Genomic DNA, 21,890 nt, shown 5'->3' with positions numbered 1-21,890 from the left:
GACGGGCGGTCAGCAGCAGAGGCATAACCCTAGTATGCCCGTAGGATTTATGGGCGATCAAGGCGGGTGGGCCTGTGACCTGCGCCCCAGCGCCGTCGGCCGCGACTCGCGCTGCGTCAGGCGGTGGAGTCGGCCACGCCACTGCCGTACGGTGAGACGATGATCGACCCGGTGAACACGATCCGCCAGGTGTGCCTGGGGCTGCCCGAGGTCAGCGAGCGTCTGAGCCACGGCACACCGACCTGGTTCGTCCGCGACAAGAAGTGTTTCGCGCAGCTGTGGCCGGACGGCCACCACCGCAACGACTTTCCGCACCTGTGGTGTGCCGCGCCGCCCGGCTCGGCCGTCGAGTTGATCGCCGCGGACCCGGACGTCTACTTCCGGCCGCCCTATGTGGGGCACCGCGGCTGGGTGGGCGTACGCCTGGACACCGGTGTGCAGGCCGACGAGGTGGCCGAGGTCATCGAGGACAGCTACCGGGTCGTGGCGCCCAAGACGCTGGTGGCCCGCCTCGACGCCGCCGTCACACCGGGCTGAGCACGGTGGTGGGCCCGACGCCACGGCCGGGCCCACCACGGTCAGGTCACTGGAACGACACGTCGTCGAGATAGAAGCTGTCGGTGCCCGAGGCCGTCTCGACGTAGAAGCGGGCGTTGGACAGGGTGCCGCTCCACGACACGGTCGCCGTACCGGTGAGCTGGGTCCAGCCGTTGGCGTTCACCGTCGCCGCCGGGGTGAGCTGGACGTAGCTCGTGGTGCCGTTGGCGGTCACCGCCAGGGTCGGCCGCACCGAGGGGGTGCCGCTCTGCGAGCGTACCCACAGGGTCGTGGTGTACGTCCGGCCGTTGGTCAGCGCCGAGGTCACGTCCTGGCTGGGGCCGTTCCACGATCCGGTACGCCCGGAGTGCAGCAGCGACCGCGAGCCGCTGCGGACGACGGTGGTGGTCGACGACAGGGTGCCGCTGCCGAACACCGACCAGCCGGTCGTGCCGTTCTCCATGGTGCCGTTGGTCAGCAGGTTCGCGCCGCTGCCCGAGCCGGCGGTGAACCGCCAGTTGTTCAGGTTGAACAGGTAGCCGCTGCCGCCGGTGAAGCGCAGGTGGAGATCGCGGGTGCCGGTGGCGCCGCTGACGGTGCACGAGGTGTTGGCCCAGTTCTGCCAACCGCCGGTGCCGGCCACGGCACAGCTGCCGACCAGTGGGCCGGTGGCGCTGTCCAGCCGCAGCTCGATGGTGCCGCCGCTGGTGGCCGAGGCGACCCGGGCGGTGAACGACGACGCGCCGGCGCCGAAGGCGACGCCGCGGACCCGGATCCAGTCGCCGTTCTCGATGAACCCGACGTTCACGCCACCCTCGCTTGACGCTTCGGTCTCGATGCCGTTGCCCCAGTTGATGGTCTCGGCCTCCTGGGTGACGTACGGGTTGAGGGTGCCGATCTGGGGCGCGCCGGCGGTGGTCATGTTCATCACCGGGATCGACCCGTCGGCGTTGTAGGAGAAGCGTTCCACCGCCACCGAACGGGTGTAGCCGCTGCCGCCGGGCAGGGCACCGTTGTGGTAGAAGAAGTACGAGTTGCCGGCGTAGTCGATGATCCCCGGGTGGTTGGTGAAGCTGGCGCCCTGCCGGGGCATGACCGTCCCCCGGTAGGTCCACGGTCCGGTGGGTCCGGGTGCGGTGGAGTAGCCGATGAACTCGCTGCAACACTCGGCCGCGAAGACGTTGTAGTAGACGCCGTTGCGCTTGTAGACCCAGGGACCTTCCTCGTACAACGTCGGACGGCTGGAGTTGCCGGTGCGGGTGCCGAAGCCGGCGGTGGTCAGCGGGATCTGCGTCGGGCTGCCGGAGAACGAGATCATGTCCTGGTTGAGCCGGACGTACCACAGGTTCGGGTTGCCCCAGTAGAGGTAGGCCTGACCGTTGTCGTCGATGAAGGCGTGCGGGTCGATCTCACCGTTGCCGACCAGCGGGCGGCCGAGCGCGTCCCGGAACGGGCCGGTCGGTGAACTCGACACCCCGACCCCGATGACCATCTGCCCATTCGACCGCTGCCGCACCGGCACGTACCAGTAGAACTGACCGTTGCGGGCGACCACGTGCCCGGCCCAGGCGTTCGCGTCCGCCCAGGCGAACGTGCTCAGGCTCATCGGCACCCCGTGGTCGGTCCAGTTCGACATGTCCGTCGTCGAGAAGACCCGCCACTCCTTCATGGTGAAGTACGTCGAGGCGTCCTCGTCGCGGCCGGTGTAGACGTAGAGCCGGCCGTCGTGCACCAACGGCGCCGGGTCGGCGGTGTAGACGTGCTGGACGAAGGGGTTGTCCGCCTTCGCCGGTGCGGCGAGGAACGTCACAAGCATCAGCGGGACGGCCAACCAGGCGAGCCACCGTCTGACCGGCCGGCCGCGCAGGGGTGCGAATTCCATTGTGGACTCCTGAGGGTGGTGGAAGGGGTCCGACGCCCGACCGGTCCGGGACGGGACCGCCGCGCGGGGCGGGTGGGGCGGGACCACGACGTCGACAGCCGGTCGAGCCATCCGAAAACGGCGATTGTTAGCGCCAACATCGAGTCATCGGCCCTCTTGGCTCCCGCACGCGACGCTAACATGTGAGCGATCACATAACAAGAAGTCCATCGATGCCTGCCGCCCGGGCGGCGCAGGGCTGGTCGGTGGCGGGTGCGGGCGCCCGACCGGCGGCCGGATACGGTGGCAGGCATGGCGACGGTACGGGTGACGGTGTGGTCGCACTGACCTGGCACGGGCACAGCACCGTGTGGCTCGAGGATTCCGGCACCCGGCTGCTCACCGACCCGCTGCTGCGTGACCGGCTGGCCCACCTGCGCCGTCGACGTGGCCCGCTCCCCCGGCTGCCCGGTGCACCGGACGCCGTACTCGTGTCGCACCTGCACGCCGACCACCTGGACTTCCCGTCGCTGCGCCGGCTGCCCACCCGGACCCCGCTGGTGGTGCCGGCGGGCGCCGCCCGGCTGGTCCGCCGGGTCCTCGGCCCGGCCGCCGGCACCTGCACGGAACTGTCGCCGGGCGAGCAGATCACCATCGGCCGGGTCACGGTCCGCGCCGTACCCGCGCATCACCATCCCGGCCGTGGCCCCTGGTCCCGGCAGCAGGCGCCCGCCATCGGCTACCTGATCGACGGTCAGGCCCGTACCTGGTTCGCCGGCGACACCGGCCTCTTCGACGAGATGGCCGACCTCGGGCCGGTCGACCTGGCGCTGATCCCGGTCGGCGGATGGGGTCCCACCCTCGGGCCCGGTCACCTCGACCCGCCGGCGGCGGCCGAGGCGGTACGCCGCGCCGGCGCAGCCTGCGCGGTGCCCATCCACTACGGCACCTTCTGGCCGATCGGCTGCGACCGGATCCGCCCCGACCGGTTCCTGCACCCCGGCGACGACTTCGCCCGGCACGCCACAGCCGTCGCCCCGGCCACCCGGACAGTGGTGCTGCACCCGGGTCAGTCCGTCACCGTGCGTCAGTCGTGACCGCCACGCTCGGCGCGCTGGCCTGGCTCGCCGTGGTGGTGCTGTTCGGCGCCGTCGTCCCGGTGGTGCCGACCGGCGCGGCGGTCAGCGGCGCCGCCGCCCTCGCCGCACACCAGGATCCGGTGACCGTGCTGCTCGTCGTACTCGCCGGGGCGATCGGGGCGTACGTGGGTGATCTGGCGGTCTACCTGGCGATGTGCTGGGGCGGGGAGCGCTTCGCGCGGCGGCTGCGTTGGCTGCGCGGCCCGAACCGGCTCGACCGGGTGTCGGCGCGGGTACGCGAGGGCGGGGTGACGATGTTCCTGGTGTCCCGGCTGATACCCGGCGGCCGGTTGCCGGTGCTCCTGGCGGCGGCGGTGTCCGGGCTGCCCTGGCGGCGTTTCGCCGTGGCCAACCTGCCGGCCAGTCTGCTGTGGTCGGCCCTGTACGCCGCGATCGGCGTGCTCGGCCGGGCCATCTTCCCCGAACCGTGGCAGAGCGTGGTCGCCGCGATCCTGATCGTGCTTCTGATCAGCCAGGCACTGGGCTGGTGGGGACGCCGACGCCCGCTGTCGGTTCCGCCACCAGCGTCACCGGCTCCGCCGGCCTGACCGGCCCGGTCGGGTTGGTCGGGTTGGTCAGGCTGGTCGGGTTAGCCGGGCTGGCCGGGTTGTCGGGTTGACGCAGGCCGAGCCGGTGCAGCCAGCCGAGCAGTTGGCGATGTACCGCGTCCGGTCCGACCAGTTCGCCCTGCTGCGGCCAGTCGGCGGGATGGATGAGCACGGCCTCGTTCTGCCACCCGCCGAGCCCGCCGTGGCTGCCCACCAACTCTTCGAACGCCGGCACCTCCTCGAGGCCGGGTTCCACCGCGCTGATCACCACCAGGTCGCCGACGTGCGCCATCTGCTGGTGTCGCAGCAGGTCGTGCCGAGCCCGCGGCCCGTAGGGCGTCAGCGGATCGTCGCCGTCTACCTGGCCGTCGGACAGCCGATGGACTCCCCGCGCGCCGATGGCCAGCGGGCCGGCGGCGGAGTCGACCACCACCAGGCCGATGCCGGGATGGGCGGTCAGGCCGTCGATCAGCCCCGGGGCCACGGCGTCCACGCGGTCGCGGGTCAGTCGTCCCGGATGGTGGGCCAGGTAGATCATCGCCAGGTTGCCGGAGGCCACCACCACGGTCTCCGGCTCGTTGTGGTCGACGGCCGGCGCCGGGTCGGCCGCCGCCGGCGTTCCGGTCGCCGAGCGGGCCGCCACCCGGGTCGCCGTGGCGGTCATCCCGCTGCGGCCGGTGACCTCGGTGAGCAGCCGGTCGACCCGCTCCCACGTCTCGGGGCGGCCACCCGGCTCGTCGTCGACCGGCGCCGGCAGGATCTCCTGCGTGGCGGTCAGCCGCCGTACCAGCTGGGTCAGCGACTCGCCGTAGCGCTGGCGGAACGTGGCGCCCTGGCTCTGCCCGTGGTCGCTGAGCACCACGACGTGGTAGCGCCGGGCCCCTTCGGCGGTCAGCCGGTGCAGGATGCCGAGGGTGTGGTCGAGCGTCTCCAGGGCCGCCATCGCCTCCGGCCGGGCCGGCCCGGCGTGGTGGGCCACCTCGTCGTAGTCGACGAAATCGCAGAAGATCACTGGTGCGCCCCGGGCCATCTGCTCGGCGATGAGCGCGACGTTGAGGTCGCTGAGCAGGCTGGCCAACGGCCGCACCGCCAGGTAGGAGCCACCCCGGTCGGCCCTGGGCTGCACTCCGCGCACCCGCCGCCGTCGGGCCCCGTGCAGTTCCCGTAACACCTGACCGGCTCCGAGCACCACCGCGCGGGCGAAGCCGTACGGGCTGGTCATGAAGGCCGCGTAGCCCGGGGTGGAGCGTCCGGGCAGCCCGGCACGGCTGATGGTGAACAGGCTGGTGGGAGCGTCACCGGAGAAGGCGGTGCTGATGCTGACGCCGCCGTCGCGCAGCAGACCCCGGCCGGTGGAGACCCGCCGCTCGACCTCGGCCGCGTCCCGGGGACGGCTGGTGACCACGAGCCGACCCGGTTCACCGTCGGCTGTCGCCTTCTCGTACCAGCGGTAGGCCGGCACGTGGTCGACCTCGCCGTACAGCAGGCCCGCCTGCGCGGCCGGGGTGGTGGCGGGCAGCCCGGTGTGCCAGCGGATCATCCGGTGACTGCCCGACCGCAGCCAGCGACCGATGGTCGGCAGGTTGCCCGCACGCACCGCCCACTGCACCACCGGCGCGGCCACCCCGTCGAGTTGGATGATCAACAAGCCGGCAGCCGGTTCGGCATCCTCGGTGGACGTGGCAGCGGCCCGACGCCACGGTCGCCAACGCGGGCGGCCGTCGAGGCTACGGCGGACCCGACTCATCAGCCGCAGCATTTCACTGACGAACGAGTCGTCGGTGCCGGCGTCGGCCAACCAGTTGACCATCGCGGCGAGCGCCACGGCCAGCCAGGCGGCGGCGAACGCCACCGGAAACCCGGCCACGTGCGCCTCCGGCGCCAGCCGCAACGCCACGTACATCACCAACGCCTGGACACCCACCCCGATGGCCAGGGCACCGAGCCCGCCGAGCGCGGTGGCCAGCGCCAACAGCAGCGGGCGCAACACCGCACCGACCGCGGTGACCAGGCCGACCAGCCACAACAACCCGACCAGGCCGGTGGTGGTCACCCCGGGCAGCAGCCAGAAGGTGGCGCTGAGCACCACGAACGAGGTCACCATGCTGCGCACCAGCGCCCGCATCCGGGCGAGGGTCGGGCGGTGGTAGTCGCGCAACATCCGCAGGCCGAGCCGGACGGTCTCGGGTTGAGCCTGTCCGGCAGCCACCTGCGGTTCCATCCCGCCACCATGCCACAGCCGAACCAACAAGATCCAAAAGGCCGGTCGGTGGACGGTGTCGACGCTCAGCCGGACCGGCGGGCCGGCCAGAACCGCACCACGAGGACACCGGCCAGCAACGCCGCACCGACGAGGTGAATGAGGCGTACGCCGGTGGCGGCGGGAGACGACGCGCCGGGCAGCATCGGCACCGTGACCAGGCCCACGGCGGCAACGACGGTGACGGCGCCCCAGAACGCCTTCGGGCGGGTGGCCCGCTCGGGTATGTCCGTTTCCCTGGCGTCGGGTCGCCCGAGAAGGGCCAGGCACCAGATCGCGACGACGGCACCGAGCGCGGTGCTGGTCAGATCCGACACCGTCCACCAGGCGACGTCGGTGACGCTCGACCAACGGACACCGAACACCACGGCCAGCCAGTCGTCCGTGTGGGTGAGCCAGTCCCAGGCAAGGTGGCTGGCCGCACCGACCAACGCCGAGGTGACGGTGACCCACAAGCGATGGCCGCCGCCCGCCGGCGGCCCGTCGACCCACCACCCGAACCGGCGGTTCTGCGGCAGGTGGGCCGCGACAGTGCCGATCGAGGACCGGAAGATCCGGGCGTACGCCAGTGCCACGGGTAGGCACCACCAGACCAACGCGGGCCAGGTGTGCGTGTCCGGGAAGCCGGGCCCGTCCGCGCGGTACATCAGGTGGGCCACGTCCGGTGCCACGGCACCGGCCGACAACGCCACCCCGTCGAACCATCGTGGCCGCCACAGCTTCAGCGGCAGGACCGCCGCCAGATGCGAGGGCAAGGTCAACGGCACCGCGGAAGTCTAGTGGTCGGCGCCCGTCAGCCGAACCGGTCGTCGACCTCGGCCGCGACCGACTCCGGGGCGCGCATCCGCCAGGCGTCGGTGACGAGTTCGGCGAGGCGCTCGGCGTCCACCCGCGTCAGTCGCAGCATGACCAGGGGCAACCCGTCGTAGCCGGGGGTGGTGAAGAAGGTCTCCGGCTCACCCAGCAGCAGCGCCTGCTTCTCGGCCTCGTCACCGACGTACAGCACGGCGATGTCGGTGCGGATGGTGCGGGGCTTGCCCGGGCGACGCTCAGGATAGGACCAGACGAAGCCCTTGTCCGCCACCCGGAAGTCGAAGCCGTCGCTGTCGATCTCCACCACCTGGGGCAACGCCAACGCCAGGCGCCGCACGTCGTCGGCGTCAGCCATCGTGGCTCCCACCGGACACAGCCTGCTGCATGCCGCCAAGGCTAGTGCGCGGGTCCGACATCACGACTTCGGCGGCGTACCGACCTGCGCCGACGGGTACGACGATAGGCTGTCGTCGTGTCCACGCCGGCTCTCGACGCACTCGCCGCGGCCGGCCTGCGCCACCAGGTCGTCGAACACGGCCCGGTCCGCAGCCTCGATGAGGCCGCCGCCCTCGGCGTGGCGGTGCCCGACGTGGTGAAGACCCTTGTGGTACGCCGCGGCGACGACGACTACCTGTTCGTGCTCGTACCGGGTGACCGGGTCATCTCGTGGCCCCGGCTACGGGCGCTGCTCGGGGTGAACCGGCTGTCCCTGCCGGACGCCGACACGGCCAAGGCGGTGACGGGCTACGAGCGGGGTGCCATCACCCCGTTCGGCGCGACCACCCGATGGCCGGTCGTGGCCGACGAACGGATCCGGGGCCGCACGATCACCCTCGGTACCGGACGACACGGTACGGCCGTGCTCGTCGAGGCCGACGCCGCTCTGGCAGCACTCGCGGCCACCCTCGCCGACATCACCGACCCCGCCGACTGACAGCGAGCCTGCTTCCAGCGGACGGTCATCGACTCCGTTTCGCTGAAACGGCGGTATCCCGCCACTGCGCACCCCGCCGTTTCGGCGAAACGGCGCGCCGCGGCAGCGGCCCGGTGTCTCACCGGCTGGACAGCGCCTTTTCCAACTGCTCCTTCGACATCGAGGAGCGGCCCTTGATGCCACGCTTGCGCGCCTCGTTGTAGAGCTGCTCCTTGGTACGCCCCTGCGCTCCGCTGTGCGACCGCTTGCCGCCGCGATGTCCGGACGAGACGTCGTCGAGCGACGATCGGCTCGCGGTACGCGACTCGCCGGCCCGGGCCCGTTCCTTGTTCACCGTCCGGGCGGCGATCTCCTTGGCGCGGCCCTCCCCCACGCCACGCTTCTTGGCGCTGGCCTTGATGTGTTCGTACTGCCGTTCCCGCTTGGGGCTCGATCCTGCTGGCATCGTTTCCTCCGCACGACCTGGGACGGGGACTCCTTCCGGTGCAGACATGCCCAGGTCCACCCGGGCCAAACACATCGACGTTCGACGTGCCGGTGCTCCCCTCGACCGGTGCCGATGCTCGCCTCGACGGGATGTGGGCAAGGACGGACTTCCCCTCCGCCCTGCCACCGGCGGCACGGCGGGGACGCGACGACAGTCGACGGATACCGCGGTGGCGGGCCGGCCGTGAGCACTGATTCGTAGGGAAACACCGGATTCGGCGCGGGGCCGGACGGCATAGCGTCGGAGGATGCTCAGAACTCCGTTCGCGGGCCGGGTCGACGCGGTCGCCGTGCGTCGCTGGGTGAGCGGCGCGCTGGCCCTGACCTGCGCCGTCGTGCTGACCGCCGGATGCAGCAGGGTCAAGCTGCCAGGTGGCGGCGGGGACGCCGACGACCGATACGGGTACGCCCCGAAGCCGGACGACTCCGTGGTCTACCAGCCGGACGTGGTGCTCGTCGAAGGCGGCGGCAAGGCCATCCGCTCGGTCAGTGACGACGGGTTCACCTATGTCGTCGACGGTGACGCCCCCGGGGCGGACGAACTCCAGCCCGGCAAGATCATGTTCGCCACCAGTCAGGCGGTCGGCCGGGTGGTACGGGTGGAGAAGTCCGGCGGCGACCGGGCGGTCACCCTGGCTCCGGTGCAGCTGACCGATGTGGTCCGCGACGCGGACATCACCTTCGACCAGCCGCTCGACCTGACCGCGCAGCAGTTCAGCCCCTTGCCCGACCTGCTCGGCGAGGTGGTCGAGGAGGAAGCACCGGCCACCCCCGTGCTGCCCGACGCGGCGGACGCCACCGGCCTGACCGGCAACGCCATCGGCCTGGGCGGCGGCATGGGCGGCGGTGCGCTCGACCTGCGCGGGGGCACCGGCGGCGCGCTCGGGCTGGGCGCGAACGAGAGCGAGTTGTCCGACCTGCGGATCGCCGTACCGCCGATTGTGCTCGGGCCCGCTCGCGCACCTGGCGGCGGGGGCGCGACCCACAGCATGGAACGCAAGATCGGCGGGTGGGGCGTGACCGCCTACCTGGGTCGTACCAAAGTGGGCCTGACCGCGCAGCACAGCACGGCGGCCTCCGGCCTCAAGGTCGACTTCGACATCCAGTTACTCCTCGACAACCTGCGGCTGTCGGGCAACGTGAAGGTGACAAACGGGGTGATCCCCCACCCTCGGTTCCGCATCGACGGGGTGCACGGTCTCGCCATCACCGTCGCGGCCGGCGCGCAGGGTGGGCTGAGTGACAACAAGAAGGCGCGCATCGAGCTACCGATCGAGTTGTCGCAGCCGATCATCATCGGCGGCTTCCCGGCGACACTCAAGCAGACGTTCAAGTTCCTCGTCCAGACGGCGTTCACCGCGAAGAACGGCAACATCTCGGGCACCGGCCGGTGGGGTCTGACCGGACCGATCGGTTACGAAGGGGGTTCGGTGCTCACCCCGACCTTCTCCGTGCAGGAGAGCATCATGCAGTCGCTGCGGGGGGTGTCGGTCGGTGTCGAGGCGATCGTGGTGGCCGCGGAGTTCCGCTTCGGTCTGATGCTCGGTCTGCCGGTGGCCGGTGCCGGGCCGTTCGTCGGCGTGGTGGCCTCGCTGGGGTTGACCAACGGTTCGGCGGCCGGTCGGGTGGGTCTGCCGTTGGCCGGGCCGGCGGTGAAGTGTCGGGGTACCACGCTCGTGGTGACCGCGCGGGCGGGTGAGGGCCTCAACGTTTCCGCGCCGTTGGCCAAGGCGATCGAGGTCGTGCTGGGGGTGCCGATCCCGAAGGAGGCGACCTTCGTCAGCAAGGACATCATCAACCGTACCGTCGTCGAGCCGGACGTACCCCTGTGTCGTGAGTGAGGTGCCGGGCCGCGCGACGTGCCGGGGCCGGACCGGGCTCCGGCCCGGCGGGAATCCGCCGGGCCGGAGCTGTGGTGCTGTGGTGACGGGGGTACGGATCAGCTGGTCCGCACGGATCCGTTCACCTTGGTGTCACGGATGGTGGCGCCGGGGGCGTTCACCGAACCGTTGACGCTGCTCTCCACGATCGACACCACCGAGGCGCCGGTGGCCTGGATCGAACCGTTGAGCTTCGAGTCGAAGACGATCAGACCGGCGCCCGGGTTCACCTTGATCGCGCCGTTCTGCGTCACCCCGTCGAAGCAGGTGATGCCGGACTTGATGGTGAGGCTACCGTTCTGGCGTCCACGCAGGACGGTGGTGCAGGACGGGTAGCTGGGCTGGGTCTGGACGTTCAGCTCCTCGAAGGCGATCGCCCGCGCGTTGTTGGTACGCGGGTCGTCCAGCTTGAGGACGTCCAGGCCCTTCTGAATGTCGTTCGAGTAGATGTAGCCGTTGTTCCAGTACGCCGACCAGGATCCACCGAGGATGTTCCGGGTGTCCGACAGCGGACCCCGCTCCCAGTAGGCGATCTCGAACGGGTTGGCGGAGTCGGTGAAGTCGATCACCGAGATGCCGCCCTGGTACCACGCCTGGACCATGATGTCGCGGCCCATGGCCGGGATCAGCGAGCCGTTGTGGGCAACGCAGTTCTCCCGGGTGCTGTTCTCCCGCGGGATCTTGAAGTAGCTCTTGAAGACCAGCTGGCGGTTGGCCCCGGAGCCGACGATGTCGTAGATCGCGTTCGCGCCCTGGTTGGTCCGGTAGTTGGACGTGCAGATCGCGCCGCTGCCGCCGCCGAGCTCGTCGGTGAAGAGCACCTTGGTGCCGGCGTTGTTGAAGGTGGCCGAGTGCCAGAACGCGAAGTTGGTGTCGCGGACCTTGCTGAGGACGACGGGGTTCTCCCGGTCGGAGATGTCCATCAGGACGCCGTCACCCATGCAGGCGCCGGCCGCGAGGTCCAGCTCCGGGTAGACGGTGATGTCGTGGCAACCGCTGGTGTTGGTGTTGCCGCCGTCCGGGAAGAGCACCGGGGTGGCGACCACGGAGGCGCTGGTCGGGTTCGCCACCGGGACCTTGATGATCGAGATCTTGTCGTGCGGCGGCCGGCAGTACGCCGCACTGGCCGACGGGCTGTACGACTGGACGTAGACGTAGACGTCCTTGCCGTCCTTGCTCGGCGCCAGCGTCAGGGTGTGCGACCCGCAGTCGGTACGGACCGACTTGATGTACTGCGGGTTGGCCTTGTCGCTGACGTCGAAGATCCGGACACCCTCCCAGTGGGCCGCGTTGGCCACCGAGCCGGAGCCGCTGCTGCACGAGTCGTCGCTACGGGGCGAGTCGACCGCGAAGAACAGCAGGTTGCCGAAGACCGACGGGTCGCCCTGCCCACCCGGGCAGACGACCTGGCTGACCACCTGCGGTGAGGCGGGGGTGCTCACGTCGTAGACGGTGAACCCGTTGTAGTTGCCGGCGAACACGTGGTCGCCCTGGAACGCCAGGTCACTGTTGTACGAGGACTCGGCGGCGAAGCCGCCGAACTTCGGCACGTTGGCGATCTGGGTGAGGTTGGCGCTGCTGACGATCTCGTCAACGCCCGGGATCACGTTCGCGGCGGCGCTCGCCGGCGCCGCCGCGACCGTGCTGAGGAGGAGGGCGCCGGTGGCGGCGAGGCCGAGGATGGCCCTCCGCTTCCCTCGCGCGGTTGGTTGTGACATGTAGTTACACCCTTCGTCGTGGGTGAATTGGGGGTAGCGGGACGATAACCTGCGGGACCGCGAATTTTTGTGATTTGAGTCACAGTTGACCGGACGCCATGATCACGATTAGGCAACACCGGGAGCACGAACAACCGCAGGAACGACTAATGACGTCTTTTCCACGTCCCCAACCCCTGCTGTCATATCCGCAGGCCGCGTTACGATCCCGGCCAACCTCGGGTCCACGGCGGGAGGCAAGTCGTGCAAGGCGTACGGATAGGCAAGGTTCTCCGCCAGTCACGGGCGGTCGTGCTGGTCGAACTGGCGGTGCTGGCGGTACTCGCCGTCGGGGCCGCGGTGCTGTTCCTGCAGCCGGAGGACACATCGGAGCCGGCGGCGACCGCCAGCCCGACGCAGGCCATCGAGTTGCCCGGCCTGCCGGACTCCACCGCGCCGGTGTTGTTGCCCGGCCGCCCCGGCGAAACGGCCCGGACTGCCCCGGCGAACGAGGTGTCGGCCCTGCCGCGCCAGCCGCACAACAACGCGGACATCCGCTTCGTCACCATGATGATCCCGCACCACGAGCAGGCGCTGGTGATGGCCCGACTGGTACCCGACCGAGGCGAGAACGAGCAGCTCAAACGCATCGCCGAGCGCATGCTGGCGGCCCAGGAGCCCGAGATCAAGTTCATGGAGAACTGGCTGGCCGAACGCGGTCTGGACCGCAACTCCGGCGGCGACCACCGGCACACGATGTCCGGTATGCAGTCGGCGGAGGCGCTGAACCGTCTCACCGCCGCTCGCGGCGCCGACTTCGACCGGATGTTCGTCGTCATGATGACCGAACACCACGAGGGTGCGATCAAGATGGCCAACGAGGCGCTCGTGCTCGGCAGCGAACCCCTCATCAACGAGATGGCCAGCAGCGTGGTGGTGGAGCAGAACGTCGAGATCAACCGGATGCGCGAGGCGCTGGCCAGCGGAGACTGACCTACGGGCACGGGCGGAGTCGGAGGTGGCCGATAGCGTGCGGGCTGAAACCGACGAAAGGGGCCCGTCATGACCGAGCCGCCGTAGACCTGGGCTAGCTTCATCCAGCACGGTGCAACGGCGATGCCGAGCGTCACCGACCCGGCCACCTTCGAACAGCGAGCGCAGACGTTCCAGATGTTGCCCGGCGAGACACTGGCCGGCATCCTCGCGGCCTACGACACGGTCGCCAAGCACACCGACGACCTGATCCGCACCCTGCCGGATCTGGACGCCAGCCAACCCCTGCCCGCCGCACCGTGGTTCGAGTCCGGTGTCCGCTGGTCGGCGCGCCGGGTGCTGCTGCACCTCGGCGCCGAGACGTCCCAGCACGCCGGTCACGCCGACATCATCCGCGAGGCCATCGACGGCACCAAGAGCATGGGCTGACAGCCGGAGCACCGGCGTGGCGGCAGGTCGCAGTCCTGTCAGGACGGCCAGGCGACAGGCCGAAGGATCGTCAGCTGGCATACTCGGCCGGGCCAGGTCGGGCCGAAGATGGTGGTGGAGTGCAGTTCCGGGTGCTGGGGCCGCCGGAGGTGGTCCGGGACGGGCAGGTGGTGCCACTCGGTGGGCCCAAGCAGCGGGCACTGCTGGTGCTGTTCCTGCTTCGGCCGAACCGGTTCGTCGCCGCCGACTGGCTGGTCGACGCTCTGTGGGACGGCCGACCGCCGCCCAGTGCGGACATCACCCTGCGCACGTACGTGGCGGGGCTGCGCCGGGCCGTGGAGCCGCACCGCTCCCCCCGCGAGGCGGCCCGCATCCTGCGGAGCCGATCGAAGGGCTACGAGCTTCGCGTCGATCCTGACAGCATCGACGCGACCCGGTTCCGGCAACTGGTGGACCGGGCGGCGGAGCGCCTGAGCGCCGGTGAGCCGGCGGCCGCCGAACGCGACTACCACGACGCGTTACGGCTCTGGCGGGGTGAGCCGATGACCGGAGCGGCCGAGTTGGCCGCGGTACGTCCCGAGGCGGCGCGGTTGGCCGAGCTGCGACTCATCGCCGAGGAGGGACGGTTCACCGCGGCCGTCGCCGCCGGCCGGCACGCGACTGTCCTCGCCGAGCTGCGTCAGTTCGTGGCGGCCCACCCGGTACGCGAGACCGCCCGCGCCCAGTTGATGCTGGCGCTGTACCGGGCCGGCCGGCAGACCGAGGCGCTGGCCACGTACGACGAGGGCCGCCGGATCCTGGTCGACGAATATGGGATCGATCCCGGCGCGCACCTACGGGAGCTGCACACGCTGATCCTGGAGCAGGCGGTCTCGCCGGGCGCGAGCGCCTCACCCGTGCCGGCGCAGGTGGGAACCGGTTCGCGTCTTGTGCCGGTGGGGTCGGGTGACCCGGCGGGAGCGCTGGTGGGTCGGGGTGCCGAGCTGGCCCGGCTGGTGGCGGCGTTGGCCGGGGCGACCCGCGAGCACGGCCGCAGCGCCATCGTGGTCGGTGAACCGGGGATCGGCAAGACCAGCCTGGCCGCGACGGTCGGCGCCGTCGCCGGGGCCGACGGCGTCGCGGTGGTGTGGGGACACTGTCCCGACCTCGGGCAGGCGCCGCCGTTCTGGCTGTGGCGGCAGGTGGTGCGCGGCCTCGTGGCCATGCCACAGGTCGGGGCCAGCGGAACGGTGCGCGGGCTCGACGGGTTCGCCGCTGGGCCGGCCCACGACGCGACCGGCGAGGTCAGCCCCGATCCGGCGGCCCGGTTCCAGGCGTACGAGGCGGTGGCGGAGCTGGTCCGCGCGGCGGCCGAACCGGCGGGGCTGCTCATCGTCCTGGACGATCTGCACGCCGCCGACCCGGACTCGTTGCTGCTGCTGCGTTTCCTCACCACCGCGCTGCCCGGCACCCGCGCCCTGGTGCTGGCCACCCTGCGGCCGTACGAACACGATGCGGCGCTGGTCGCCACGGTGGCGGAGCTGGCCCGCGGCCCCGGCTTCGGTCGACTGCGGCTGACCGGGCTGACCAGCGACGCGGTGGCCGACCTGGTGCGGCGACGCACCGGTGCGCCACCGGCCGGGCCGGCGCTGGCACGGTTGGTCACCCGTACCGGCGGCAACCCGTTCTTCATCACCGAACTGCTGCGTGCCCGCGCCGATCCGGCCGGCACGGACCTGCCGCCGAGCATCCGGGACACCGTCCGGTTGCGCCTCGGTGGGCTGCCCGCAGCGACTCGCGGCTGTCTGGCTCTGCTCGCGGCGGCCGGCGACGATCTGGACGCCACCACGATGGCCGAGGTCCTCGAACTGCCGGCCGACGCCGTCGCCGAGGCGTTGAGCGCGGCCTACACCGCCGAGTTGGTCACCGAGGCCGAGCCGGGCGGGGTGCGGTTTCGTCACCCGCTGTTCGCCGAGGTCGCCTACGCCGAGTTGCCGCCGCCGCGGCGGGCCACTCTGCACGCCCGGCTGGCCGGTGTCTACGAACGGTCCGGGGTGGTCGGCCCGGCCGAGTTGGCGCGCCACTACGGGCAGGCCGCGGGACTCGGTCACGAGGCGGAACACCTGCGGTGGTCGCTGGCGGCGGCCGACGACGCCACCCGACGGTTCGCCTACGAGGACGCGCTCGGCCACCTGAACCGGGCGGCACACCGGTTGGCCCGGGCCGTCGGCTCCGCCACGGCGGCCCGCACCGAACTCGACGTGCAACTGCACCGGGCCGCGTTGCTCCAGATGACGGTTGGTGTCGGCGCCGACGCCGTCGACCAGGTCTGCGCCCGGGCGCGCGAGCTGCTCGCCCTGGTCGGGCCGGACACCGACGTACGGCCGGCGTTGTGGGCGTTGGGCGAACTGGCCGCCAACCAGGCCGACTACGCCGGCTGCACCGACCTGGCCGAGCGACTGTGCCAAGCCGGCACCGGCACCGGCGCCGATGAGTTGACCGTGGCGGCCGGTGAGTACCTGCTCGGGGTGATCGGCTACTTCACCGGCCGGCTCGACAAGGCCGACCAACGGCTCACCGCCGCGATCGACCGGCTCGGGGCGGTGGACTCGCGGCTGCTGGGCCGGCAGGTGGGTCGTCTGCCGGTGCTGGCCGCCCACAACTTCCGCGCCCTGGTCAGGTCACTGCGCGGTGACCCGGTGGCGGCCCGACGCGACATCCGGGACGCCGAACTGCTCGCGGAGCGGCTGGACGACCCGTACGGTCGAGCCAACGCCGCCCTGTTCGCGGCCTGGACGGGCCTTCAGGAACGGGACGTGCCGATGGTGCGGGCCGCCGCCGCCCGATGCCAGGAGATCGGCGCGGCCAACGGCATGCCGCACTTCGTGGCCACCGGTGGGTTCTTCCGGGAGTGGGCCGATGCCCGAGGTGGTGCCCCGGAGCGGCTGGCGGCGATGCGCGTCGCGGTGGAGGGCATCTACCGTCCGGGGCTGCGCGCCACCCGCACCGTCACCTTCACCGCGATGGCCGAGGCGTACCTGGCCGCGGGTGACCGGGACACCGCGGCGGCGTTGGCGCAGGACGGCCTGGCCGTGGTGGACCGGCTCGGTGAGACGGTGTTCGCCGCCGAACTGCACCGCATCCGCGGCATCGCCCGCGACGACCCGGCCGCGCTGGCGGCCGGTGCCCGCCTCGCCGAGGAGCAGGGTGCCGAACTGCTGCTGGCCCGGTTCCCACCGCAGCTCGGCGGCCAGTCGGGCTGACCTCAACAACATCTCCACGCCACTTCCACACCCGGCTGCTGTGCTGACCACCGTCAGATCCGGCCTGGGCACACCGGGCAATGGTGTGGGAGGAACAGTCATGAAGCCCGCTCAGCCAGCACCGCAGCCGGCAGCCGCAGACGTCGACGTCGACGTCGTGGTGGTCGGATGCGGTCCGGTCGGCGCGTTGACCGCGAACCTGCTCGGCCTGCGCGGGGTGAGCACACTTGTGGTGGAGCGCAGCACGACGCCGCACGGGCAGCCCCGGGCGTTCTCCTGCGACGACGAGGCGTTGCGGATCTACCAGCAGGTGGGCCTGCTCGACCAGATCGGTGCCGACCTGCACCAGCCGGCCCGGGCCGACTACGTCAACGCCGCCGGGAGGACCTTCGCCACAATCGACTTCTCGCAGGTCGACTTCGGGTTCGGGCACGCGCCGCTGAACTTCTTCGACCAGCCGCGCCTGGAGCAGGTCCTGCGGGGCGGGCTCGACAGGTACGACCACGTCGAGCTGCGGCTGGGCACCGAACTGGTAAGCCTCTACCAGGACGACGACCGGGTGCACCTGGTGCTGCGCGAGGTGGCCACCGGGCAGTCGTACCCGGTGCGGGCCCGGTACGTGCTGGGCTGCGACGGCGCCCGCAGCACCACCCGCGCGGCCGTACGCATCCCGCTGGCCGGGGCGAGTTACGCCGAACCGTGGCTGGCCGTCTCCGGTGACGTGCCGGCGGAGGCGATCCGGGCGCCGCACACCACGTTCGTCTGCGACTGGCGACGGCCGGCGTTCGTCTCCCCCGGTGCCCGGGGCAGCTACCGGGCCGAGTTCATGCTCCAGCCGGACGAGACCGAGGCCGACATGACCCGCCCGGAGCGGATCGCCGAACTGGTCGAGCCGTACGTCGATCCGGCCCGGTTCACCGTCACCCGGGCGGTGATCTACACCTTCCACCACCTGATCGCGCAGCGGTGGCGGGAGGGGCGGGTGTTCCTGCTGGGCGACGCCGCCCACCAGATGCCCCCGTTCCTCGGGCAGGGCCTGTGCAGCGGGCTGCGCGACGCGACGAACCTGACCTGGAAGCTCGCCCTGGTGCTCGGGCGCGACGCCGACCCCGCGCTGTTGGACACGTACGAGGTCGAACGGCGTGGGCACACCGCGGCGATGGCGGACACCAGCGTCCGGCTCGGACGGGTGTTCCTGGCCCGCAGTCGCCCCGCCGCCTGGCTGCGGGACACCGCGCTGCGGGCGGTGCAGACCGTGCCCCGGGTTCGCCGGTTCGTGCGACGTTTCGAGTTCAAACCCCTGCCCGCGTACGACCGGGGCCTGTTCGCCAGTGGGCGGCGCCATGGTGCGGTGGGCACGATGTTCCCGCAGCCCCGGGTCACCGTGGCCGGGTCGACCGACCCGGTCCTGCTGGACGAGGTGCTCGGTGCCGGATTCGCCCTGCTGGGCACGGCGGTGCCGGCCGGCGGGTCCGGCTGGCCGGGGGTGCCGGTGCGCACCGTCGTGGTGCATCCGGCGGGCACGGGACCGGCCGCGACCTGTGCCGAGCCCGATGACGGGCAGGTGCATGTCGTCGACGTCGACGGCGTTATCGTCGCGTGGCTGCGTCGGCACCGGTGTGACGCGGTGGTGCTGCGGCCGGACCGGTTCGTCTACGCCCTCGGGTCCGCAGCGGACGACGCGATGCTGCCGTCGCTGGCGGCGGCGCTCGGTACGCCCGGGACCGTCGCTGCGACGCGGTCGACCTGATCGGTCAGCACGCGCGACGTCCGAAGTCGACCGAACGGCCGGACATCATTGTCCCTTTCCGACTTTCCGCCGGTCAGCGAGTAAGCGGGGTGCCGTCCGCGGGGTGACCAGGTCTAGCATGTGGATCACCAACCGTGACCCCCTGGTTGACATCGGCCAACAGCCGAGTGAAGGGAAACCACACGTGCGTCGAACCCCCCATCTAGCCCTGGTGGGCGTGGGTGTGACCGGTGCGCTGGTGCTCAGCGCCAGCCCGGTCGCCGCGAAACCCGCGCCCGCCTCCACCACCCCCGGCATCGTGGTCAGCGACGGCATGACCCAGCCGGTCTTCTCGCTCGCCGACGCGATCGAGGAGCGGGTGTACGTCGAGACTCCGGTGGACACCGACGGCGACGGCCGTCGTGACCGGGTCGCGATCGACATCTCCCGTCCTCGGGAGACCGCCACCGAAGGCTTCAAGGTGCCGGTCATCTTCGAGCACAGCCCGTACCGCAAGGGCACCTGGGGCAGCGTGCCCTACCACAGCGTGCTTGTCGACGAGCTGCCGCAGAACGGTGTGACCCACCCGTCCGTGTCGCTGTCCGCCGACGTCGAGACGCAGGGCGCGGTGACCAAGCCCAACCTGCCCGGCCAGCTGGACGACTACTACGTGCCGCGCGGGTACGCGGTCGTGCTCGGCCAGAGCGTCGGCACCGGCGACTCGGACGGCTGCCCGACCAGCGGCGACCAGGCCGAGACGCTTGGCACCAAGGCGGTCATCGACTGGCTCAACGGCCGGGCCAAGGGGTACGACGCCAACGGCGCACCGGTCAAGGCCGACTGGAGCACCGGCGCGGTCGGCATGACCGGCGCCTCCTACAACGGCACCCTGCCCAACCAGGTCGCCACCACCGGGGTCAAGGGCCTCAAGACGATCGTGCCGGTCGCCGCGATCAGCAGCTGGTACGACTACTACCGGGCCAACGGTCTGGTCGTCGCGCCCGGCGGCTACCAGGGCGAGGACGCCGACATCCTGGCCAAGTACACCGCCGGTCGGGCCCGCGCCGAGGGCCACTGCGCCGACGAGATGGCCAAGCTGACCGAGGAGCAGGACCGGGTCACCGGCGACTACTCGAAGTTCTGGGCCGACCGCGACTACCTCGACGCCAAGAAGGTCAAGGCCAGCGTCTTCGTGGTGCACGGTCTCAACGACTGGAACGTGCGTACCGAGCAGTTCGCCGGCTGGTGGGACGAGCTGGCCAAGCACAAGGTGCCGCGCAAGCTCTGGCTGCACCAGGGCGGGCACAGCTCGCCGGGCAACACCGCCGCGGTGACCCTGCCCGACGGTCAGACCTGGACGTACAAGCAGACCGAGAACCGCTGGTTCGACTTCTGGCTGTGGAACGTGCCCAACGGCATCATGGACGAGCCGACCGCCGTGGTGCAGCGCGAGGACCGGGTCAACACCACGTACGCCAACTGGCCGGACCCGGCCACCCGTGACGTGAAGCTGGCGCTCGGCGCGACCGACGCGACCAGCCCGGGCACGCTGATCGCCGGCAAGCGCCCCAAGGACGCCACCGTCGAGCAGAGCTTCGTCGACAACGGCCGCACCCTGTCGCCGAACGCGCTCGTCGCCGCGCCGGACGTGGCCAACCCGAACCGGCTGGCCTACCTCACCCCGGAGCTGACCCAGGACGTCCGGATCTCCGGGCGCGCGGAGATGCGCCTGCGGATGGCGGTCGAGAACAAGTCGGCCGCGAACCTGACCGCGTACCTGGTCAACTACGGCCCGGCCGGCTCGACCGCCGCGCCGACCGTGGTGACCCGCGGCTGGCTCGACCCGCAGAACCGCAAGGACGCGGCGCGCACCGAGCCGCTGAAGCAGGGCAAGCTGTACGACCTGAAGTGGACCCTGGAGCCGAAGGACTACGTCTTCCCGGCGGGTAACCGCATCGGCGTGGTGGTCTTCTCCACCGACCAGGCGTACACCCTGCTGCCCCTGGGTGGCACCGAGTTGCGGGTGGCGCCCAAGCACAGCGAGTTGCGCCTGCCGGTGGTCGGCGGCCAGAAGGCCCTCGCCTTCTGAGTCGACGCCCGACCCGGATGATCCACGGGCCCGCCGCCGGTACGCCGGTGGCGGGCCCGCTCGCTGTCCCGACCCGGCACCAGCCACCCTCAGGTTCTTATTGCAAATAACTTGCAACAAGGTAGGGTGCCGGCATGAACGCTGAGCCACGTACCCCGCAGGACTCCGGCCGACGCCCGGTGACCACCACGGGTCGGACCGTGCGACGGTCCCTGGTGCTGCACTCCGAACTGCATCGCCGTCCCCAGGAGATGCTGCGCGCGATGCTGGCGCAGGTGGACGCCGACACCCCACCCCACGGGCCGGACGGGCCGGTGGCCGCCCTGGAGCGGCGGATCGCCGCGCTGCTCGGCAAGGAGGAGGCGCTGTTCTTCCCGTCCGGGACGATGGCGCAACAGGTCGCGCTGCGCATCCACGCCGACCGCCGGGGACGCCGGGCGTTCGCCGCGCACCCGCAGAGCCACCTGGAGGTCTGGGAACATCGGGGGTACGCCGTCGTCCACGGGCTGCACTGCCACCCGATCGGCGACCGGCACCGGCTGATGGACCACGACGACCTGGTCGCCGTCGGCGAGCCGCTCGCGGCGGTGGTCTGGGAGCTTCCGCAGCGTGACATCGGCGGCCAACTGCCGCAGTGGGACGACCTGGTCGCCCAGACGACGGCGGTACGCGGACGCGGTGCGGCGACCCATCTGGACGGTGCCCGGCTCTGGGAGGCTCAGACGTACTACGCGCGGCCGTTCGCCGAGATCGCCGCGTTGTTCGACACCGCGTACGTCTCGCTCTACAAGGGTCTCCAGGGCACCGGTGGTGCGGTGCTCGCCGGGCCGGCCGACGTCCTGGCCGAAGCCCGGACCTGGCGGCGGCGGCTCGGTGGCGACGTCTACGACGCCTGGCCGCTCGCGCTGGCCGCCCTGCACGGCCTGGACGCCCGCCTGCCGCGCCTGCCGGTCTACCGCGACCACGCGCTGGTGATCGCCGCGGCCATCACGGCCGACGGGGTGGCCCGGGTGGTGCCGGATCCGCCGCAGACGCCGCTGTTCCACATCCACCTGCCCGTCGGGCCGGCCGCCGCCGAGCGGGCCGCCGCGGCCCTGCTCGCCGAGACCGGCGTCGAGCTCTTCCGCCGGACCTGGTCGGCGCCGGACCCGCACCGGTGCGCGTTCGAGGTGACAGTCGGGGAGAACGCCATGGCGTTCACTCCCGAGGAGGTCGTCGACCTCCTGCATCAACTGCTGCGGTACGCCGCCTGA

The 21,890-nt window shown here is 71.4% G+C and carries 16 protein-coding genes and 1 pseudogene; 11 read left to right on the top strand and 6 right to left on the bottom strand.

Features of this window, described 5'->3' with window-relative positions; all coding sequences use genetic code 11:
- Positions 1-159 precede the first annotated feature (159 nt).
- Complete coding sequence (locus tag EG812_RS16155) at positions 160-537, top strand: MmcQ/YjbR family DNA-binding protein (protein ID WP_233579497.1); 378 nt, start codon at positions 160-162, stop codon at positions 535-537.
- 46 nt (positions 538-583) lie between these two features.
- On the opposite strand, the gene EG812_RS16150 is transcribed toward EG812_RS16155, so the two are convergent.
- A complete protein-coding gene (locus EG812_RS16150; RefSeq protein WP_126712010.1) occupies positions 584-2,419 on the bottom strand; it encodes a family 43 glycosylhydrolase in 1,836 nt (611 codons plus the stop codon).
- A gap of 212 nt (positions 2,420-2,631) precedes the next feature.
- Between EG812_RS16150 and EG812_RS16145 the strand changes: the two genes are divergently transcribed.
- Both EG812_RS16145 and EG812_RS16140 read left to right on the top strand, forming a co-directional pair.
- Positions 2,632-3,495, top strand: coding sequence for an MBL fold metallo-hydrolase (locus tag EG812_RS16145; protein WP_233579496.1), 864 nt, complete (start codon positions 2,632-2,634; stop codon positions 3,493-3,495).
- Complete coding sequence (locus EG812_RS16140) at positions 3,492-4,085, top strand: DedA family protein (protein WP_013733538.1); 594 nt, start codon at positions 3,492-3,494, stop codon at positions 4,083-4,085. The genes EG812_RS16145 and EG812_RS16140 overlap by 4 nt, the downstream gene beginning before the upstream one ends.
- On the opposite strand, the gene EG812_RS16135 is transcribed toward EG812_RS16140, so the two are convergent.
- From EG812_RS16135 to EG812_RS16125, 3 genes are all read right to left on the bottom strand, one after another.
- A complete protein-coding gene (locus EG812_RS16135) occupies positions 4,006-6,306 on the bottom strand; it encodes an alkaline phosphatase family protein (protein ID WP_126712009.1) in 2,301 nt (766 codons plus the stop codon). The genes EG812_RS16140 and EG812_RS16135 overlap by 80 nt on opposite strands.
- A gap of 65 nt (positions 6,307-6,371) precedes the next feature.
- Positions 6,372-7,112, bottom strand: a complete 741-nt coding sequence (locus EG812_RS16130; RefSeq protein ID WP_126712008.1) for a DUF4184 family protein — start codon at positions 7,110-7,112, stop codon at positions 6,372-6,374.
- 26 nt (positions 7,113-7,138) lie between these two features.
- The gene (locus EG812_RS16125) at positions 7,139-7,513 is read right to left on the bottom strand and encodes an MmcQ/YjbR family DNA-binding protein (protein WP_043720677.1); all 375 of its coding nucleotides are present in this window, start codon (positions 7,511-7,513) and stop codon (positions 7,139-7,141) included.
- 117 nt (positions 7,514-7,630) lie between these two features.
- Between EG812_RS16125 and EG812_RS16120 the strand changes: the two genes are divergently transcribed.
- A complete protein-coding gene (locus EG812_RS16120) occupies positions 7,631-8,092 on the top strand; it encodes an aminoacyl-tRNA deacylase (RefSeq protein WP_126712007.1) in 462 nt (153 codons plus the stop codon).
- Positions 8,093-8,210: 118 nt separating this feature from the next.
- On the opposite strand, the gene EG812_RS16115 is transcribed toward EG812_RS16120, so the two are convergent.
- Positions 8,211-8,537, bottom strand: a complete 327-nt coding sequence (locus EG812_RS16115; RefSeq protein ID WP_013733533.1) for a hypothetical protein — start codon at positions 8,535-8,537, stop codon at positions 8,211-8,213.
- 289 nt (positions 8,538-8,826) lie between these two features.
- Between EG812_RS16115 and EG812_RS16110 the strand changes: the two genes are divergently transcribed.
- Positions 8,827-10,419: a hypothetical protein gene (locus tag EG812_RS16110; RefSeq protein ID WP_126712006.1), complete on the top strand. Its 1,593-nt coding sequence runs from the start codon at positions 8,827-8,829 to the stop codon at positions 10,417-10,419.
- Between the two features lie 380 nt (positions 10,420-10,799).
- On the opposite strand, the pseudogene EG812_RS16105 reads toward EG812_RS16110, so the two are convergent.
- Positions 10,800-12,176: pseudogene (locus EG812_RS16105) on the bottom strand (LVIVD repeat-containing protein); the annotation flags it as partial.
- Between the two features lie 243 nt (positions 12,177-12,419).
- Between EG812_RS16105 and EG812_RS16100 the strand changes: the two are divergent.
- The 6 genes from EG812_RS16100 to EG812_RS16075 all read left to right on the top strand — a co-directional run bounded on the left by EG812_RS16100 (position 12,420) and on the right by EG812_RS16075 (position 21,890).
- The gene (locus EG812_RS16100; RefSeq protein WP_126712004.1) at positions 12,420-13,148 is read left to right on the top strand and encodes a DUF305 domain-containing protein; all 729 of its coding nucleotides are present in this window, start codon (positions 12,420-12,422) and stop codon (positions 13,146-13,148) included.
- Between the two features lie 102 nt (positions 13,149-13,250).
- On the top strand, positions 13,251-13,577 hold the full coding sequence (locus EG812_RS16095) for a mycothiol transferase (protein ID WP_286047767.1): 327 nt from the start codon (positions 13,251-13,253) through the stop codon (positions 13,575-13,577).
- A 119-nt stretch (positions 13,578-13,696) separates the two neighbouring features.
- Positions 13,697-16,819, top strand: a complete 3,123-nt coding sequence (locus EG812_RS16090; protein WP_126712002.1) for an ATP-binding protein — start codon at positions 13,697-13,699, stop codon at positions 16,817-16,819.
- Between the two features lie 100 nt (positions 16,820-16,919).
- Complete coding sequence (locus EG812_RS16085; protein ID WP_126712001.1) at positions 16,920-18,569, top strand: bifunctional 3-(3-hydroxy-phenyl)propionate/3-hydroxycinnamic acid hydroxylase; 1,650 nt, start codon at positions 16,920-16,922, stop codon at positions 18,567-18,569.
- A gap of 184 nt (positions 18,570-18,753) precedes the next feature.
- Positions 18,754-20,637, top strand: a complete 1,884-nt coding sequence (locus tag EG812_RS16080) for a Xaa-Pro dipeptidyl-peptidase (RefSeq protein ID WP_233579495.1) — start codon at positions 18,754-18,756, stop codon at positions 20,635-20,637.
- 134 nt (positions 20,638-20,771) lie between these two features.
- The gene (locus EG812_RS16075) at positions 20,772-21,890 is read left to right on the top strand and encodes a threonine aldolase family protein (protein WP_126712000.1); all 1,119 of its coding nucleotides are present in this window, start codon (positions 20,772-20,774) and stop codon (positions 21,888-21,890) included.

It is taken from the genome of Verrucosispora sp. FIM060022 (genome assembly GCF_003977705.1).
GTDB classification, from domain to species: domain Bacteria; phylum Actinomycetota; class Actinomycetes; order Mycobacteriales; family Micromonosporaceae; genus Micromonospora; species Micromonospora gifhornensis.
This window is presented reverse-complemented; position numbering and strand designations above follow the sequence as displayed.